The sequence below is a fragment of the Paraburkholderia sp. BL21I4N1 genome (assembly GCF_002973525.1).
In the GTDB taxonomy this organism is placed as follows: domain Bacteria; phylum Pseudomonadota; class Gammaproteobacteria; order Burkholderiales; family Burkholderiaceae; genus Paraburkholderia.
This window is the reverse complement of the sequence record NZ_PVEN01000005.1, coordinates 440,501-457,984: the sequence shown is the minus strand read 5'-3', so window position 1 is coordinate 457,984 and position 17,484 is coordinate 440,501. Positions and strand designations below refer to the sequence as shown.

Sequence of the window (17,484 nt, the reverse complement as noted above, 5' to 3'; positions counted from 1 at the left end):
TCAGAATGCGTTGTGGCCGACAAAGCCTTTGAAGATCGTGATCAGCACGATCTTCATGTCGAACCAGAACGACCAGTTATGGATGTAGAACAGATCGAACTTGACGCGCGCCTCCATCTTTTCCACCTTGGTGGTGGCGCCGCGATAACCGTTCACCTGGGCCCAGCCGGTAATCCCCGGCTTGATGCGGTAGCGATACATGTAGCCGTACACCTGGTCCTTGTAGAGATCGTCGTGTTCGACCGCGTGCGGACGCGGACCGACCACCGACATCTGCCCGAGCAGCACGTTGAGAAACTGCGGCAGCTCGTCGAGGCTGGTGCGGCGCATGAAGCCGCCGAGTTTCGTGACGCGCGCGTCGTGGCGTGTGGCCTGGGTGATCTGGCCGTGCGCTTCGTGATGCACGGTCATGGAGCGGAATTTGTAGATCGCGAACGGCTGGCCGTCCACGCCTTTGCGCGTCTGGCGGAAGAACACCGGTCCCGGCGAAGTCAGCTTGATGCCGATCGCGAGCACGACGAACACCGGCGCGAGCGCAAGCAGCGCGGCGGCCGCAAACAGCCGGTCGAAGATCAGCTTGGGCCACATTTGCGGCGACGAGAACGGCGTCGCGCTCAGATTCAGCGTCGGTAAACCGACGACATCGACCAGCGCATGGTTGAACAGCGACAGGCTGCGCACGTCGGGAATGAAGCGCAAATTCACGAAGTCATTCCTGAACAGACGCGTGAAGCGATAGATGGTGTGTTCTTCGGAAAGCGGCAACGCGAGCCACACTTCGTTCACATGTTCGTCGCGCACCTTGTTGACGAACGTGTTCAGATCGGTCAGCACCGGCAGGCGTTTCATGCGCGCGCCATAGGCGCTGGCACCGTCGATGCGGGTGTCGCTCGTATCGAACACGCAGACCGGTTTGAAGCCCGCTTGCGGCGCGTGTTCGAGATGCGCGAGCAGGGTGCGCGAGAAGCCGGGCGCACCGACGATCGCCACCGTGCGGAAGTTCATGCCGCGGCGGCGCACGCTGCGCAGCGCCACATGCACGACGCACTTGGTGACGACGATCAGCGCACCGGAGATCAGCGTCGAATAGCCGAACCACAATCGAGACACGGCATCCATGCGATGCAGCGTAAACGCCAGCACCAGCGCGGTGGCGACAACCACCAGCCAGGCGGCGGCGACGCGCGCCAGCATCGAGCTCAAGGCTTTGCCGCGCCACGTGTCATACACCCCGAAGCCGGGAAACAGCAGCAGCACCAGCACGCAGTTGAAGGCGATCAACAGGCGCTCGGTGTCGGACAACGCGATCGGCGTCGAAAAGCGCATCCAGTGAGCGAGCAGGCCTCCCGCAATCACGAAGAGTGCGTCGAGGCATCGCGCAGTATTCCTGAACATGATTGAAATTACCCGATAGTCGAACGAAGCCGTGCTTATTCGACCGTTTCGGCCTGACGCAGACGCGGCAGCAGGCGGTCGAATTCGCGCTTGACAAGGCCGTAGCATTCGCAGGCACGGGCTTCGAGGCCTTTGCGGTCGAGCACCTTGATGTGCCCGCGGCTGTGGTGAATCAGGCCTTCGTCGTGCAACTTGCCGGCCGCTTCGGTAATGCCTTCGCGGCGCACGCCGAGCATGTCGGCGATCAGTTGCTGGGTAACGGTCAGATCGTTCGACGCCACGCGATCCACTTCGATCAGCAACCAGCGGCACAGTTGCTTGTTCAACGCGTGGTGACGATTGCAGGCGGCGGTTTGTGCGACCTGGGTGAGGAGGGCGTGCATGTACAGCAGCATCAGGCGGCGCAGGAAGTCCGAGCGGGCGAACTGTTGCTTGAGCGCCTGTGCGCTCATGCGGTACGCGAAGCCGGCGCATTGCACCTGCACGCGGTTCGGCATGGTTTCGCCGCCGGTGAGCACCGGCACGCCGGTCATGCCTTCGCGGCCCACTGCCGCGATTTCGACGGAGCTGCCGTCTTCCATCGTCGAGAGCATCGAGATGATCGCGGTGGTGGGGAAGTAGACGTGATGAATGCGTTGACCGGAGTCGCACAGCAACTGCTCAGTGCGCAGGTGAACCAGTTCGAGATGCGGAGCTAGCGCCTGCCATTCGTGGGAAGGCAATGCGCCGAGCAAATGGTTGCCGTGCAGATCTGATTGAAGTGTCAACATGATCGGTCCTCGCGTGGAAGTCGCGCGCTGCGTGACTCCCTGTTTTTGATCCGATGCCTGCATCCTTATAACGACGTGCTGCCTGGCGAGCAGCGAGGATGAACAGGACCGGCCCCGTATTGGCCTGGTGCGCCGCCGCCGTTTTTGTAGGTCTCGTTTGCGGTGGCGCGGTGTTGCGCTCTTCCTTTAGCGAGGAGCGTGCCAACGATAGGGAAAACCAGCACTGGTGCGGCGCAGCGAGCGAAGAGTTGACGAGGCGCGAAGCAAAATGTGGCTTTTTGTTTCAAATCTGTACAACACACGAATCACCGGCGGCCAGGGTGCGGGGGTTTTTTATTCGACTCAAGTCCTTGATCGGATTGAGTTTGTGGGTGTTGGACGAGGCCTTGCAGAGGGTGTCTCACGGATGCAATGCCCTTTGCATGAGGGTTGTCGAGGGGTGTCCGGGATGTGCCGGATTTGATTCAGAACTGTTCTATACGCTGCGTACGGTGCCGTACGAATCGTCGGCCTCGCGTCACCGGTAGTCGGGCAAATTCCGACAGTGATTCCGCAGACCAGACAGGCGGCTTCGCGCAGCGCGAGGTTTCATGCGGGTCTTGAAGGACCGGTCCGATCGGCGTGCAGGCTCAACCGTAAAAACTGGCGGAAATCGCATTGACGGCACGTACTTCTCCGGCCGGCGCCACGCATGTTGCGTCAGCTTTAAACACCGGGTTGGATGCGGACGCAACCATTTCGCGAAGTTCGGCATGTGGGACGAGCGGCACGACGCAAGGCCGGTTGGGCGGCAGATGAAACCAGTCGCGGGCGGCCCGATAGTGTGTGTCATTGATATGAACGAAGCGCGCGAAACGCTTCGTTTCGATCACAAGCTGCCAGCCGTCGTCCGTCGCATTGCGCTCGACAATCACGCTCAAACCCAGATCGTGGCGCTCGGCGACGTGCCGCCGCGGCAGATGAAACGCTTCCGAGACGATCGTGCCGTCCGCCGCGTCGCGCAGTGTCGCAATCGTGACATCGTGCGCGGGCGGGCCGAAGCGGTACGCGTGCGTGAAATCGAAGAACTGGCCGAGACATTCGGCGGCGCTGACGCGTTGCGCGCCGTGCGGCGCGAGCTCGATCGCCCGGCTGGCGGACACCACTTTCACACAGCCGTCACGCAGGCAAACCAGCTCCAGTTGCGCGTGCAACGGTTCGGCCCGCTCGTTCAACAGATGAATATCGAGGCCGTTGAGGCCTTCGTCGGTGATGACCACCTGTCTGGGCTGGAGTGTCTGCGCGAGGCCGTGCAGCGCGCTTTTAGGCCGTCCTGTGGCGTCGATCACGCCCCAGCCCGCGCCGGCCCGCAGATCCTGCAACTGCCAGACCAGCGCGCCGCCGCAACCGGAGCCCGCGCGGCGCCATTCGGCGAACACGTCGCTCATCAATTCGGCGACCACCGCGCGCGAGAGGTCCAGGTAACGCTCCGGGTCTTCGTAGCGCAAACGCGCCGGCTCCACGCCGTAGAGCGACTGAAGGTAGTGGTCGCGCACGTCGTCGAAATCCCAGCCCGCGCCGGGGTCTCGCGGCACCGCGGCTTTCCAGCGCGGGTCGTGCGCATGGATCGTACCGAGCGCGTCGCGCAGGGTGGCAGGGTCGGGCACGTTGGCGAACGCGAGGCACTCCGCGGCGAAACGCACCTGCGCGCGACGCACGTCGTCGAGCGGCCGTTGATACGCGCCGACACCGTAGTAATGGGTAATGCCCTCATTAGTCGAAAACGGCCACACGCCGCCCGATGGCGAGTTGCCGACGTAGGGCACGTCCGGGCGTTCGCGAGCGGCGATGGCGGGCAGCTGCTCCGTGAATAACGGTTGCGCGCGCATCGAAGGCGGCAGGCCGAACATGGCTGCCTGCTGGTCGACTTCGCTGCCGCCGCAGAGCACCGCGAGCGCCGCGAAACGCCGCGTACGGGTCAAAAACTGGCGGGCCTCGCGTTCGATCGACGCGCTGAACGCGGCGTCATTCGGGTAGTCGAAATTCGCCAACGCGAAGTCTTGCCAGATCAGCAGGCCGTATTCGTCGGCGAGTGCGTAGAACGTTTCGGATTCGTACACCATCGTGCCGCCCACGCGCAGCATGTTCATGCCCGCGTCACGGGCCAGCGCGAACGCGTGGCGCAATTGCGCCTCGCTGCCGGCGAGCGTGACGAGATCCGCGCTGGTCCAGCAAGCGCCGCGGCAGAACACCGGCGTGTCATTGATACGCAACGCGAAGCTCATGCCGTCCGCGCCGCGCTCTACGTCGATACTGCGAAAGCCGATCGAACCGAGCGAATGCGATAACGGCGCGGCTGACACACGCGCGTCATCGAGCTGCAATGTCAGAGGATATAAAGTGGGCTCGCCGTGCGTGTGCGGCCACCAGCGTTTGGCTCGACTGACGCGGACGCTGCCGCTCAGTGTGTAAGCGTCGGTCCATTGCAAGGACGAAACGGCTTCGCCGCAATTTAACGATGCATGACAGTCGTCGCCGCTCCGCGGATGCACAAAACGTAGCGTTAGCGAAACAACGCCGTCGTCGTGATCGATCCGGCTAGTCAGATCGATCGTGTCGATCGCGTGGCGCGCGTCGCTCAGTAACTCGATGGGTCGCCAGGGTCCAACCGCCTGCACCGAAGGACACCAGCCCGGCATATGTCCGAGCAACGTGGTGCGCACATTGCGAAGTGTGGGCGGCGTCACGAGCCGGGGCCGCCAGCGTGCGCGCGAGCGTTTGGCCGCGAGCGCCGGCGTCAGCGAACGGAAGCACAGCGCGAGCGTCGTACTGCCGTTCAGCTCGATGTCGAGATCGTGCGCAACGAACATCGAATCGGAATCGAGACGCTTCACGCCGTCGACCCAGACTTCGGCGAGCGTGGCGAGACCGTGCAAGCGCAGGCGGCGCCGGCCGGTACCGTTCAGCGTGAGGCGGTACCAGTGATCGTCGAAGGCGAGCGGGACGGGCTGCGTAATGTCGAACTGACCGGCGGCACGCCGCGCGCTCGCGATCGTGCCGGGCACCGGCGCGGCGAGCCAACCTTGCGCGGGCAGGTCGGCGGGAGACGCGCAAGCGCCTGGCGGCGTGCTGACGCATTGCCAGCCGGTATCGAGGCGCTGCGGCCACAGCGAGTCCGCCGGCGAAGCAGGCGCTTCGGCTTCGGCGGGCGTCGGGTCGATCGTCAACACATCCACGGCGAATCCCCGAGTGTTCCTTGAAGCGTCGGACGATTCGTCACGACGCCACGCCATCACGACGTTGCAAGGTCATGCCACCAGCGCGGCAAGCGGCGGCAGCGTCTTTTCATAAGCGCTTTCGAGCACGTCGAAGCAGTCTTCGCACAGATCGCGGCGCTTGCGAGCGATCGCCCGCACGAGCCGGAACTGCATCACCATCGACTCCGCCGCGATGCTTTGCGCCGCGGCCGGAATCGCGGCCGGCATCTCGAAACCTTGCGCGCCGAGCCACAGCAGATACTTCGACAGAAACTCGAAGTTCGCGCCGAGCTGGCGCATCAGGTTGAACGAGTACGGGTGGAAGAATGCCTCGCCGCGTTCGAGCAGCAGGTCGAGATGCGCGGGGAACGCCGCGCGCCATTGCGACACGGGGTTGGTCAACGGCCGCCGGCCCAGATGCGCGCACAACAATTCCGCCGACGTTTCCGCGAGCGCGGTGCCTTCCAGCGCGGGCCGCGCCTGCTTGGCGAATTCCACATACGGAAACAGCAGGTCGGGTTGTTGCGCGAATTGCGGCAGCTTGCGGAACACGCCGTCGTAGTCGTCGCCGTCGAGCTGGTGATAGCCGGTGTTGTGAAAATAGCCGAGGCGGCGCGCGGCGGGATCGATGAAGTCGATGCCCACGGTGGTCTTCGGATGCTCGCGCCGGTACGACGTGGCGCGCGTGTTCGGCAGATAGTAGCCGTCCACTTCCACCAGCACGGTATGGCCGCGCTGGGTTTGCGCGAGCACGCGGGCTTCGAGCGAATCGTAGATGGCCAGTTCCTGCACCTGGGTGCCGTAAAGCCGCTCCAGATCTTCGAGCGGGAATTTGAAGAACGTGAACTGATCGCCTTCGAAGTCCTGCGTGACGGTGAAGGCCAATGCCGCGCGCGGATCGAGTCCGAAACCGTGCAGCAGTTCGATCCACAGATCGACGTAGCAATTGGTCTCCTGCCACACGCGCTCGCCCTGATGCAGCGCATGCGGCGCGTGCTGCCGTAAATGCGCGGCGGGCGTGACGAGTGCGGCGGGCACAAGGGGCACGGCCGCGGATGCACTGTCCTGAGCGGGCAAATCGACGCGGCGCCCCAACGGGAAAGCCGCTTGCGGCCCCGTCGGCGCAGGTGTCAGCAATGGGTTCATGCGCGCTCTCCAGCGCCAGGTGCAGTGGCGGGCAGAGTCTGCATGCCGTGCGCCACGCGTGCCTCGGTGTCGCCCCACAGCAGCGCGCGCACGTCGTCGGGCCACGCGTTCACGTCGAGCCCGTGATGCCGGAACAGCGCGAGCGTGATGCGTTCCATGCCGAAGCCGACGCAGCCGGTGTGCGCGACCGCGCCGTCGTCGCAGGCAATTTTCCAGATCGCGCCGAAGTGGTCCATGTGATAGTTGAACGACAGGCAGGCGGTCTTGCCGCGCGGATCGGCGATCGGAATCAGCAGTTCGAACTTGAGCGCCTGGGCACGCTGGCTATCGGCGACGATCTTGCCGCCGCGGCCGAAGAACGGGTCGTTGGCGAGGTCCACCTCGACCGGCAGTTGCAGCAGCGTGACGAGCAGCGAGCCGCGCTCGATCCACATCTGGCGGAACGCCATCACCTGCGCGGGGCTGCCCAGACGCACATATTCGCGCTGCCGGAACATCTGCATGCGGCCGGGATCGAGCGACGGTTCGTGGCGGAAGCAGTACGACAGCACGTCGATCGTGCGGCCGTCCGTGGGCAGCGGACCGCGCCGCGCCATCACCGGATAGATCGGATAGCAGGCCGCCGGCGTCAGCACTACGCGGGTCGGTTTCTGCTGTTCCATCCACGCCTCGTCGCGTTCGTCGTCGCGCTCGGTCATCGCGTCGTCGAGCGCGCGCAGCAGACGTTGATGCCCCATGTCGTTGCCGCAGAACGAGTGGATCGTGCCGGCCAGATTCGGGAAGCTCTTCAGATATTCGCTGTCTTCGAAGTCGGTGCGGCGCATGGCCGGCGGAAAGCGCAGCACTTCCGGCTGCTGGTCCGCGCCCAGATGCGTGATCGCCACGTTCAGGCGGTCCAGCACGTCCTCGAAAATCTGGCTGCGGCCGTACAGGCCGTTTTCACCGGTGTCGATCAGCAGGCCCGCGGCGATCAGTTCGTCGCGAAAGTTCGGCGCGGCGGGTTGATCCGTGGACGCAGCGTCGGTCGCGCCGGCCAGTGCGGCGGTGTCGGTCATCGTGTTCATGGTGTCAGGCTCTCCCCGGAGCGGCAGGCCGTTGCGCGAGCAACAGACTCGCCGTGTTCTGTGCGATGCGGTCGTTGTTGATCATCAGGGGCGCGGAATGCAGGTCGCGCAAATGGCGGCCGACGCTATACGGTGTGCCGTTCTTGTAGCCCGCCATGCCGCAGATCATCAGCACTTCATGCACGACCTGCAGCGCCATGTTGGAGATGCTGGTCTTCAGCGTGTTCATGTCGGAGGCGAAACCGAGCTGGGCCGCGAGCGGCGCATCGGCCTGCGAGCGGCCGTGACGCGCGTCGTGCGCGGCGCGCGCGGCGTCCAGCGCGACCGCGAGGCGCGCTTGCATCATCTGCAGCAGGCCGACCGCTTCGGCGAGACGCAAGCCGGCCGGCGGCACCGCGCCGGGTGTCGAGCGGGCCTGGGCGCGAAAAAACGCTTTCGCGCGACTCACCGCGTCGCCAGCCACGCCGGTCCAGACGGACGCCCACAGCGTATGCGAGACCGGCAGCATGGTCTGGTCGGCGATCTCGGCGAACGGGTCCGGCAGAATCTGTTCGGCGAGGCCGCCGGCGACCAGCCGGAAGCCTTCGCTGCAGGTGCCGCGCATGCCCATCGCGTCCCAGCCGCCGCGTTTTTCGAGCTGCGTTTCTTCGCGTAACGCGACGATCAGCACCTGATCGGCCGCGGCCGATTCGGCGGTGCGGCGCGCGGTGACCAGAATGCCGTCCGCGTGCGCGCCGTACGAAATCGTCGGGGCGAGCTTTTCAATCCGAAAGCGCGCGCCGTCGAGTTCGACCGAACAGGCGCTGGTGCGCATGTTGCCGCCGATGGTTTCCTCGGACGTCGCCGAAGCCAGCAGCCATTGCCGTTCGGCCAGTTGCGTCAGCAACTGTCGATGCCAGGCCGAGCCGCTGCCATGCGCGGCGATACACGCCACCTGAATCTGATGCATCGCGAACACCATCGCGGTCGAGGCGCAGCCTTGCGCGAGGATCTCGCAGATCGCGCCGACTTCCGCGAGCGAGAGCCCGGCGCCGCCGAAGGCGACGGCCACCATCACCGAAAGCAGGCGCTCGCGTTTGAGCGCGTCGAAGGCCTCGCTCGGGAACCGCGCGTCGCGGTCCACCGCATCGGCGAACTGCGCGGCGATCGCGGCGCAGCGCTGCGCCGCCGCGCGCCAGCCGGGTTCGGGTTCGACCGCCGTCAGCACGACGGCGGCGTCGCCGCCGGGCTGTGCGGCGGCCGCGTCCAGCAGCGGCGTGTTCATGCTGCCGCCTTCGCCTGTTGCAGTTCGGTGATCGCGGCGGCCATCGAATCGATGCTGGAGAACAGCCGGCGCGTCAGCAGACGGTCCGGGATCTCGATGTCGAACTGATCTTCGATGGCCAGCATCAGATGCACGGTCGCGAGCGAGGACAGGCCCGCGGCGTACAGATCGGCGTCGTCGGCCAGGCTGTCCGGCGGGACATCGAGGCGAGCCGATTCGGAAAGGATGCGTCGCAATGCGGTTTTCATGGTGTGGTGCCCCCTGATTGTTGAACTTGGAAAGGTCTCTCGGATGGTTCTGACGGAAAACAACGGCATGTGGTGGTTGCGGGGTGGTGGTTGCCGTGGTCGACACGGCCGTTTTCCAATAAGTCGTATTTAAGAATTGTCAAAGCCCAGCGTCAGTGCGATGCCGCACGGAAACGCGCGTTTCGCGGACGTACCGTGTAGCCATGACAACGCGCCGGCCTGTCGGGCCAGGCCGTCGAGGGCGGCGGGCGAAGCCGCGCTTGCTGAACCAATTGACCGCTGGGGAACGTGATGAACTGGAAAACGCTGGAATTCGAGCAGCTTTCGGCACGCGAGCTATATCTGATATTGCGCGCGCGCAGTGCGGTGTTCGTGGTGGAACAGTCGCATGTGTGTCTCGACGCCGACGGCCGTGACGAGGACTCGCTGCACGTGTTCGCGGTGGAGGACATCGCGCGGCCCATGCCGATCCTCGCCTACGCACGGCTGCAACCCGGCGACGCGGAAGATCCGGAAATCACCATCGACAAGGTGCTGACGAGCCCGCTGCGGCGCGGCGACGGCACCGCCGAACTGTTGATCGAACGCGTGCTGCAGGCGATCGCGGAACGCTGGCCGGGACACGCCGCACGGGTGAGCGCGCCGCTCGGCTTGCGTGACTTCTACGAGCAATTCGGCTTTCGCAAGACCGAGGGACCGTATCTGGAGCATGGCGTGCCGTTCATCGGCCTGACGCGCCAGGTGCGCAGCAGCGCGCCGCGCTTCGGCACGCGGCGGCGCGAGCGCGACGGCGCGGCGCTCGTCAATACCTTCGAGCTGTTGTGATGGGGCGGATGCTGGTCACGCCTTCGCGTGCCGCTCAACTTGCTGTCCCGAAGCCACTGAAGCCGCCCGGGCCGCCCTACGGCGAAGCGCCGGCGCCGCCGCCCGCGGCCGCCTCGGGTACGCCGGCCAAAGGCCTGCGTCATCCGCTGCGCCTGCCGATGGCGTTGTTCGCCGTGACCCTGCTGCTGGTGCTGCTGCATCAGGGCCGACTGGTCGAGTTCTTTTTCCCGCTCGGCGCGTTCGGCGTCGCGCTGATCCTGTACTGGCGCTCGCCCGCGCATTACCTCGGCTTCGTCTGCTGGCTGTTTTTCCTGACACCGGAAGTGCGGCGTCTCGCCGACTTCGTCAACGGTGCGTTCAACGAACAGAGCCCGATCATGGTGGCGCCCTTGCTGGCCGTCGCGCTGACCGGGCTGACGCTGCTCAAGCACGTGACGCTGCTGGGGCAGCGCCGTGCGGCGCCGCTGGTGCTGATCGTAATCGCGCTGTTCTACGCGTATGTGATCGGGATGGCGCAGGTCGGCCCCGCGCCGGCCACCTACACGCTCATCAACTGGCTGTATCCGGTGATGGTGGCGTTTTACCTGACCGTGACCTGGCGTCATTACCCCGACTATCACCGCGTGCTGCTGAAGACCTTCGTGTTCGGCGGACTGCTGATGAGCCTGTACGGTCTGCTCGAATTCGTTTCACCGATGCCGTGGGACGCATTCTGGCTGATCGCGTCGAAGATGCAATCCGAGGGCCAGCCGGTGCCGTTCGGCATGCGCGTGAGCAGCACGATGAATTCGTGCGGCCCGTTCGCGGTCACGCTGATGGCGTTATTGCTGATGTCGTTCGCCGCGCGCGGCAAGGCGCGCATCGTACTCGGCTGCGTGGGGATTCCCGCGTTGCTGCTGACCAGCGCGCGCAGCACGTGGGGCGGTTTCGCGATCGCGCTGGTGTATTCGTTCGCGATGCTCGACGGCAAAAGCCGCCTGCGTTTGCTGGCCGGCGTGCTGGGTCTGGCCGTGATGGCCACGCCGCTGATGATGATCGACCAGGTCGCCGAGCCGGTCATGGCGCGCTTCAGCACAATGCAGGATCTCGGCCAGGACAACAGCTATCAGGCGCGCGCGGAGTTCTACAAGAGTTTCTTTTCGTCGGCGTTTACGGATATCGCGGGGCAGGGCTTCGGTTCGATCGGACTGGGCACCAAGCTGTCCGATAACAAATCGCAGGCCATGGTCGATTTCGACAGCGGGCTGATGGAAGTGCCGTTCGTGATGGGCTGGCCGGGCACGTTGCTGTATGCGACCGGCGTGCTGATGCTGATGTGGCGCGCGTACCGTGCGAGCCGTTTGCATTCCACCGACCTGATGGCGGTGTCGGGCGTCGGCGTGGCCGTGGCGATTTTCTCGATGATGATTTTCATCAACACGCTGACCTCCGTGTCGGGGATGTTTTTCTTTCTCGGCGTGACCTTGCCGGTCATTTCGCTGCGCTACGCACGCGAGCGCCAAATGCCGCGGCCCGCTTCCGGCGTGGTCGCTCGCCGCATCGAACAGTACCTGAAGAAAGTCAGATGAAGGACCACAGGATGAGGATTCTGATCGTCACCCATGTCGTGCGCAAAAACGATGGGCAAGGGCGAGTCAACTACGAGATCGTGCAGGCGGCGCTCGCGGCGGATCATACCGTGACGCTGCTCGCTGCTGAAGCGGCCGCCGAACTGATCGACCATCCGCGCGTGCGTTTCGTGCGGATTGCCGGCAGCCGTCTGCCGACCAAGCTCGTGCAGTACCAGATGTTCGCGTGGCGCTGCGGCACGTGGATTCGCGCGCATCGCGACGAGTTCGACGTGGTGCATGTGAACGGTTTTATCGCGTGGGCGCGCGCGGATGTCAATGCGGCGCATTTCGTGCACGACGGCTGGTATCGCTGCGGTTTCTATCCGTTTCGATTGCTGCACAACCTGTATGACGCGTATCAGGTGATCTACACGCTGCTGAATATCGCCTGCGAAAAATGGGCGTTCCGGCACGCGGATGTGATCGTGCCGGTTTCGCAGAAAGTGGCCGGCGAAGTGCGCGCGCTCGGCATCGGCCCGGCGCGCGTGCAGGTGATTCATAACGGCGTCGACATCGGCGAATTCACGCCCGGTGCGCCGGAACGCGCGCGCTTCGGCTTGCCGCCCGCGCCGTTCATGCTGCTGTTCGCCGGCGATCTGCGCATGTCGCGCAAGAATCTCGACACGGTGCTGCACGCCCTCGTGCGGACCCGCGACGATGTCCATCTCGCCGTCGCCGGGATTCTGCACAACAGTCCGTATCCGGCGCTGGTGGCGTCGCTCGGATTGACGCAGCGGGTCCACTTCACCGACATGGTGATGGACATGCCCGCGCTGATGCGCTCGGTCGATGCGTTCGTGTTTCCGTCGCGCTACGAGCCGATGGGGCTGGTGCTGCTCGAAGCGCTGGCCGCCGGGCTGCCGGTCATCACCGTGCGTACCGCGGGCGGCGCGGAAGTGATCACCGCCGGGAGCGGCGTGGTGCTCGACGATCCCAACGACGCGGCGGCGCTGGCGCTCGCGATCGAACGTCTGGCCGGCGACCCGGCCTACGCGCGCCGCCTCGGTGCGGCCGCGCGCGACGTGGCGGGGACCTTGAGCTGGCACGCGATGGCCGAACGCTATCTGGCCGTCTATGAACAGGTACACGCGCGGCGCACGGCCCACGCGATGCCGTCCAACTGCGCGAGCGCGCCGGTGAAATCATGAGTGGGACTCCAATCGATTCGCTGCAGATCGGCATGCACTGGTTCAACGAACGGCCCGGCGGGCTCGATCGTATGTTCAAGGCGTTGATCGACACGCTGCCCGACCAGGGCGTCAGCGTGCGCGGCATGGTGGCGGGAACCCCTGGCGTGTTCGACGCGTCGGGCGGCCGCGTGCTGGCGTTCGCCGGTGCGCAGGAGCAACTGGGGGCGCGGCTGTGGGGCTCGCGGGTGCAGTCGCGTGCGCTGCGCGCCGCGAAGATGCCCGACGTCGTCGCCTCGCATTTCGCTTTGTATGCGGCGCCGACCGCCGGCGTGTTTCGTCGCGTGCCGAAGGTCGTGCATTTTCATGGGCCGTGGGCGGCCGAATCGTATCCGGGCGGTGGCGGCGGCTGGTCGCGCGCGGCGCGTGTGGCCCTCGAACGCTTCGTCTATCGCGGGGCGACGCGCCATATCGTGCTGTCGCGAGCGTTCGGCCAGTTGCTGCACGAAACCTACGGCGTGCGCGAGGATCGGATTCGCGTGGTGCCGGGTTGCGTCGACGTCGCGCGATTCAATGTACGCGCAACGAAAATCAGGGCGCGGGAGCGGCTCGGCTTATCGCAGGATCGTCCACTGCTGTTCTGTATGCGTCGCCTCGTGTCGCGTATGGGGCTCGAGGATCTGATCGACGCGATGGCGATCGTCAAACCCGCGCTGCCCGATGTGCTGCTGACGATCGCGGGCACCGGGCCGCTGGAAGAGCAACTGCAGGTGCGCATCGTCGCGCGCGGGCTGGAGCGCAACGTTCAGCTCGTAGGGTTCGTCGCGGACGACAAGGTGCCGCTGTGGTATCGCGCGGCGGATCTGTCGGTGGTGCCGACGGTGTCGCTCGAAGGTTTTGGTCTCACCACGATCGAATCGCTCGCGGCCGGCACGCCGGTGCTGGTGACGCCGGTGGGCGGTCTGCCCGAAGCCGTGGCGCCGCTGGCGGCGGAACTGGTGCTGCCGTCGGGCGGTTTCAAGGCGATCGGCGAGGGCATCATGGAGGTGCTGCTCGGGCAACGTGTGGTGCCCGACAGCGCGGCGTGCCGCGCGTATGCGCGCAAGCATTTCGACCGGGCGGTCGTGGCTGCGCAGGTCGCCGCCGTCTACCGCGAAGCGATCGACGCGTTCTGACGCGGCCGCGATCATGCGACGTCCCACGCGCAAAACTTTCGAACGGGTGGTATGCGCCGCGGCGCTGGCCTTGCCGGTGCTGGTGCTGCTGTGTGCGGGCGGCTCGGGCGGTGCCGTGACGGGCGCGGGCGCGACGCTGGCGCACGCCGCGGAAGCCGCTGGCGCGCGCGCGTTGAGCGTCGCGTCCGCCGCCGTGCCGGCGGCCGAGGCTCTGGCGGCACTGGCGCATCCGTCGTTGTCGTACCGGACTTCGTGGGTCGGCAATACGTGGGGCTACGCGGACAAGCGCTGGATGCAGATCGACGTGCAGGCGATCGCCGTCGCGCCGAATGGCGACGTGTTCACGAACGCGCCGTGGGACGAAGGCGGCGGTGAACTCGGTCAATACCGCAACGGCGAACTGGTGAGACACGGCGGCGAGTCGCACGGCTGGGGGATGATGGGCGGCGATGCGATCGCGGTCAACGACGAATACGTCTACACCGCGCAGACGGTAGTGAGCCTCGGCAACGAGGAAGCGAAGCATCGGCCGACGCCGCACGAGGGCGAAGAGTGGACCGGTGTGGCGCGCCGCAGCCGCGCGGATATCACTGACGGCGTGCCGTTCGCCGGACAGGTGAAGTTTCCCGGTGGGCATCTCGCGTATCTGCTGATTTCGGCGTATCCGGCCAAGGCCGATTACGCGATTCGTGGCCTCGCCGCCGATGAAACGCGGCTCTTCGTCGGCAATCAGCTCGACAATCGCGTGCAGATTTTCGATGCGCAGACCATGCAGCCGGTCGGCGGTTTTCCGGTGCACGAGCCGGGCCGTCTCGCGCTCGCGCCGGATGGTTCGCTGTGGGTGATCGAGAACAGCCGCACCGATGGCGCGCGGCGCGTGGTTCACCATGCGCGCGACGGCGCGCGGCTCGGGGAGCTGGCGTTGCCGGACGGTGTGGTGCCCGTGGATCTGACGGTCGACACGCGGGGACGGTTGCTGGTCGCGGATAACGGTGTGCGTCAGCAGATCCTGATTTTCACGGCGGCTGCACAACCCGGCGCGGGCATGCAACTGTCGGCGAGCTTCGGCCAGCAGGGCGGTATCTACGCCGGCCGTGCCGGGGCGCCCGGGCCGCAGCGCTTCAACGGACTGACAGGCGTCGGCGTGGATCGCGCCGGCAATCTCTACGTGTCGATGAACGGCGCGGGACCGCGTCCGTTCGGCGCGGGGCCGAGCACTTTCGACGGCGCGCTGCTCGAAAGCTACACGCCGGACGGCGTGCAGCGCTTCAGTCTGCAAGGGCTGCTGTTCGTCGACGGCGCGCAGTTCGTCGACGGCGAGCCGCCTTCCATTTACACCGGCAGCAAGCGTTTCACGCTCGATCTGTCGCGGCCCGCCGGCGAAGAGTGGTCGTACGCCGGCTATACGGCGGACCGTTTCCGTTATCCGTACGATCCGTACTTTCATCTGTATCTCGGCGGTCAACGCGGCATGCCGATGGTGCGCGACGTGCGTGGCCACCGGCTGCTCTATACGACCGATATGTACTCGTCGTATCTGCGTATCTATCGTTTCGCCGACGACCGCGAGACCGCGATTCCATCGGGACTTTTTTCGCTGGCGCATATCGACGGCACGTGGCCACCCAACCAGCCTCCACAGGGCGAATGGATCTGGCGCGACGCGACTGGCAAGGGCGATTTCTCCGCGTCGGCGTTCGATCAGAACACCGGCAGCACCAATGCGCCGCCGTTGCGCGCGTGGTGGGTCGATAGCCGTGGCGACATCTGGCAAGGCACCGAATCGCAGGGCATCCGCCAGTTTCCGTTGCAGGGTTTCGATCGCGCCGGCAATCCCATCTACCGTTATGGGGCGATGCGGCAGTACCCACCGCCCGCGCCGTTCTACCGGATCGCGCGGATGAACTACTTCCCTGACGACGACACGATGTTCGTCTCCGGTTCGACGCCCGCGCACCCGTTCGTGCAGGACAACTGGAATAGCGCGGGCTCGCAGCTCGCGCGTTACGACCACTGGAAGAGCGGCAAGCCGGTGCTGCGCTATGTGATCGGCCTGCCCGATCGTGGCGCGCCGGACTGGTCGTCGATCAGCGGCTTCGCGGTGGCGGGTGACTACGTGTTCGCGATCGAAACGCGCAGCGCGATCGTACGGGTCTACGACCGCGCGTCGGGACGCGACGTGGGCCGGCTGTCCCCCGGCAGGGAAGTCGGCTCTAAGAGCGGCTGGGCCGATGTGCCGATGCCGCTCACCGCGCACCGTCTTGCATCGGGCGAATACCTCGTGCTGGCTGAAGAAGACGCGTACGGCAAAGCCCTGATGTATCGCTTCACGCCGCCGGCTGCGTCACAGGCAGCCGCGCCACCTCATTCAACGAACGTTGCGCAAACCCCATGAAAATCATCCATCTCGCCAATCACGCGCGCTGTATCGGCAATGGCATCGTCAACGTGATGATCGATCTGGCGTGTCTGCAGGCGCGCGCCGGACACGACGTGATCGTGGCTTCCGCGGGCGGCGGGTTCGAGGAATTGCTGGCGCGGCACGGCGTGCGTCATGTATTGCTGCCGCAGTCGCCCAAACCGGCCCGTGTGCCGGCAATGGTGGCCGGTTTCAGGCGGCTCGTCGCGCAGTTCGATCCCGACGTTGTCCACGCACACATGATGACCGGCGCGTTGATCGCACGCTTTAGCGCGTTCAGCCGGCGCTTCGTGCTGGTCACGACGGTGCATAACGAATTTCAGCGTACGGCTTCGCTGATGGGCGTCGGCGATCACGTAGTGGCGGTCAGCGATGCGGTCGCGGTTGCCATGGCGCGGCGTGGCATTGCGCGCGAGCGGCTGAGCGTGGTGCGCAACGGCACGATCGGCACGCCACGGCTTGCCGGAATGCCGGTCGCGTCGACGCCGCGGTTGGCGCATCCGTGCATCGTTACGGTATCGGGAATGTATGAGCGCAAGGGCATCGGCGATTTGTTGAATGCGTTCGCGCTACTGCGCCGACGTGTGCCGGATGCGGTGTTGTATCTCGTCGGCGATGGCCCCGATCGTGCGGCGATGGAAGCGCTGGCCTCGGAGTTGGGTGTCGCTGAGCAAACACGCTTTGAGGGTTTCGTGGCCGATCCGCGTGCGTATCTCGCGCAGGCCGATGTGTTCGTGCTGGCCTCGCACTATGAGGCGGCCGGGCTCGTGTTGTGCGAAGCGCGTGAGACGGGGCGCGCGATTGTCGCAACCCGGGTGGGTGGCATTCCGGAAATGCTCGACGGTGGTGAGGCCGGTGTGCTGGTGCCGGTGCGGGATCCGGTTGCCTTGGCCGAAGCATTGGGGCATGTGTTGACGAATACGGATGCGCGCGCCGCGCTGTGCGCGCGCGCGCCATTCAATCTCGACAAATTCGGCGTGCAGCAGGTGAGCGACGGTTATCTGGCGATTTATGAACGTACATTGGCGAGTTGCCAGCCGCGTCGATTTGCGACGATGGTGACTTCGAATCTCGCGGTGCCTGAGAAGTCTTGAGGAAATGCCAGGTTGAAAGATGGCTTGATAGGCGGGTAGCTAAGACGGATTACTGAATAATCTAATTTGTTCTGAAGCCTGCGTTTCTTGTTTCAGACGGAGCGGGTCTAA

At 65.3% G+C, this 17,484-nt stretch carries 13 protein-coding genes; 6 read left to right on the top strand and 7 right to left on the bottom strand.

Features of this window, described 5'->3' with window-relative positions:
• The 7 genes from B0G83_RS16805 to B0G83_RS16775 all read right to left on the bottom strand — a co-directional run bounded on the left by B0G83_RS16805 (position 1) and on the right by B0G83_RS16775 (position 9,123).
• Positions 1-1,395, bottom strand: a complete 1,395-nt coding sequence (locus B0G83_RS16805) for an undecaprenyl-phosphate glucose phosphotransferase (protein ID WP_105508499.1) — start codon at positions 1,393-1,395, stop codon at positions 1-3.
• Between the two features lie 35 nt (positions 1,396-1,430).
• Positions 1,431-2,165, bottom strand: a complete 735-nt coding sequence (locus B0G83_RS16800; protein ID WP_006048767.1) for a Crp/Fnr family transcriptional regulator — start codon at positions 2,163-2,165, stop codon at positions 1,431-1,433.
• Between the two features lie 629 nt (positions 2,166-2,794).
• Positions 2,795-5,437: a glycoside hydrolase family 2 protein gene (locus tag B0G83_RS39155; protein ID WP_258167916.1), complete on the bottom strand. Its 2,643-nt coding sequence runs from the start codon at positions 5,435-5,437 to the stop codon at positions 2,795-2,797.
• Between the two features lie 15 nt (positions 5,438-5,452).
• On the bottom strand, positions 5,453-6,547 hold the full coding sequence (locus B0G83_RS16790) for a DUF1839 family protein (protein ID WP_105508497.1): 1,095 nt from the start codon (positions 6,545-6,547) through the stop codon (positions 5,453-5,455).
• Positions 6,544-7,611: an amino acid--[acyl-carrier-protein] ligase gene (locus B0G83_RS16785; protein ID WP_105508496.1), complete on the bottom strand. Its 1,068-nt coding sequence runs from the start codon at positions 7,609-7,611 to the stop codon at positions 6,544-6,546. The genes B0G83_RS16790 and B0G83_RS16785 overlap by 4 nt, the downstream gene beginning before the upstream one ends.
• A gap of 4 nt (positions 7,612-7,615) precedes the next feature.
• Positions 7,616-8,875, bottom strand: a complete 1,260-nt coding sequence (locus B0G83_RS16780; protein WP_105508495.1) for an acyl-CoA dehydrogenase family protein — start codon at positions 8,873-8,875, stop codon at positions 7,616-7,618.
• Complete coding sequence (locus B0G83_RS16775) at positions 8,872-9,123, bottom strand: acyl carrier protein (protein WP_035550733.1); 252 nt, start codon at positions 9,121-9,123, stop codon at positions 8,872-8,874. Before B0G83_RS16775 ends, B0G83_RS16780 begins: the two co-directional genes overlap by 4 nt.
• Positions 9,124-9,414: 291 nt before the next feature.
• On the opposite strand from B0G83_RS16775, the gene B0G83_RS16770 reads away from it, so the two are divergent.
• Genes B0G83_RS16770 through B0G83_RS16745 form a run of 6 tightly spaced genes read left to right on the top strand, consistent with a single transcriptional unit; the run spans position 9,415 to position 17,373 of the window.
• On the top strand, positions 9,415-9,948 hold the full coding sequence (locus B0G83_RS16770; RefSeq protein ID WP_105508494.1) for a GNAT family N-acetyltransferase: 534 nt from the start codon (positions 9,415-9,417) through the stop codon (positions 9,946-9,948).
• 8 nt (positions 9,949-9,956) lie between these two features.
• On the top strand, positions 9,957-11,516 hold the full coding sequence (locus tag B0G83_RS16765) for a hypothetical protein (RefSeq protein ID WP_374954917.1): 1,560 nt from the start codon (positions 9,957-9,959) through the stop codon (positions 11,514-11,516).
• Between the two features lie 11 nt (positions 11,517-11,527).
• On the top strand, positions 11,528-12,706 hold the full coding sequence (locus B0G83_RS16760) for a glycosyltransferase family 4 protein (protein WP_105508538.1): 1,179 nt from the start codon (positions 11,528-11,530) through the stop codon (positions 12,704-12,706).
• The gene (locus B0G83_RS16755; RefSeq protein WP_105508493.1) at positions 12,703-13,860 is read left to right on the top strand and encodes a glycosyltransferase family 4 protein; all 1,158 of its coding nucleotides are present in this window, start codon (positions 12,703-12,705) and stop codon (positions 13,858-13,860) included. Before B0G83_RS16760 ends, B0G83_RS16755 begins: the two co-directional genes overlap by 4 nt.
• A 13-nt stretch (positions 13,861-13,873) precedes the next feature.
• On the top strand, positions 13,874-16,255 hold the full coding sequence (locus tag B0G83_RS16750) for a hypothetical protein (RefSeq protein ID WP_105508492.1): 2,382 nt from the start codon (positions 13,874-13,876) through the stop codon (positions 16,253-16,255).
• Complete coding sequence (locus tag B0G83_RS16745; protein WP_105508491.1) at positions 16,252-17,373, top strand: glycosyltransferase family 4 protein; 1,122 nt, start codon at positions 16,252-16,254, stop codon at positions 17,371-17,373. Before B0G83_RS16750 ends, B0G83_RS16745 begins: the two co-directional genes overlap by 4 nt.
• Positions 17,374-17,484: the final 111 nt, after the last annotated feature.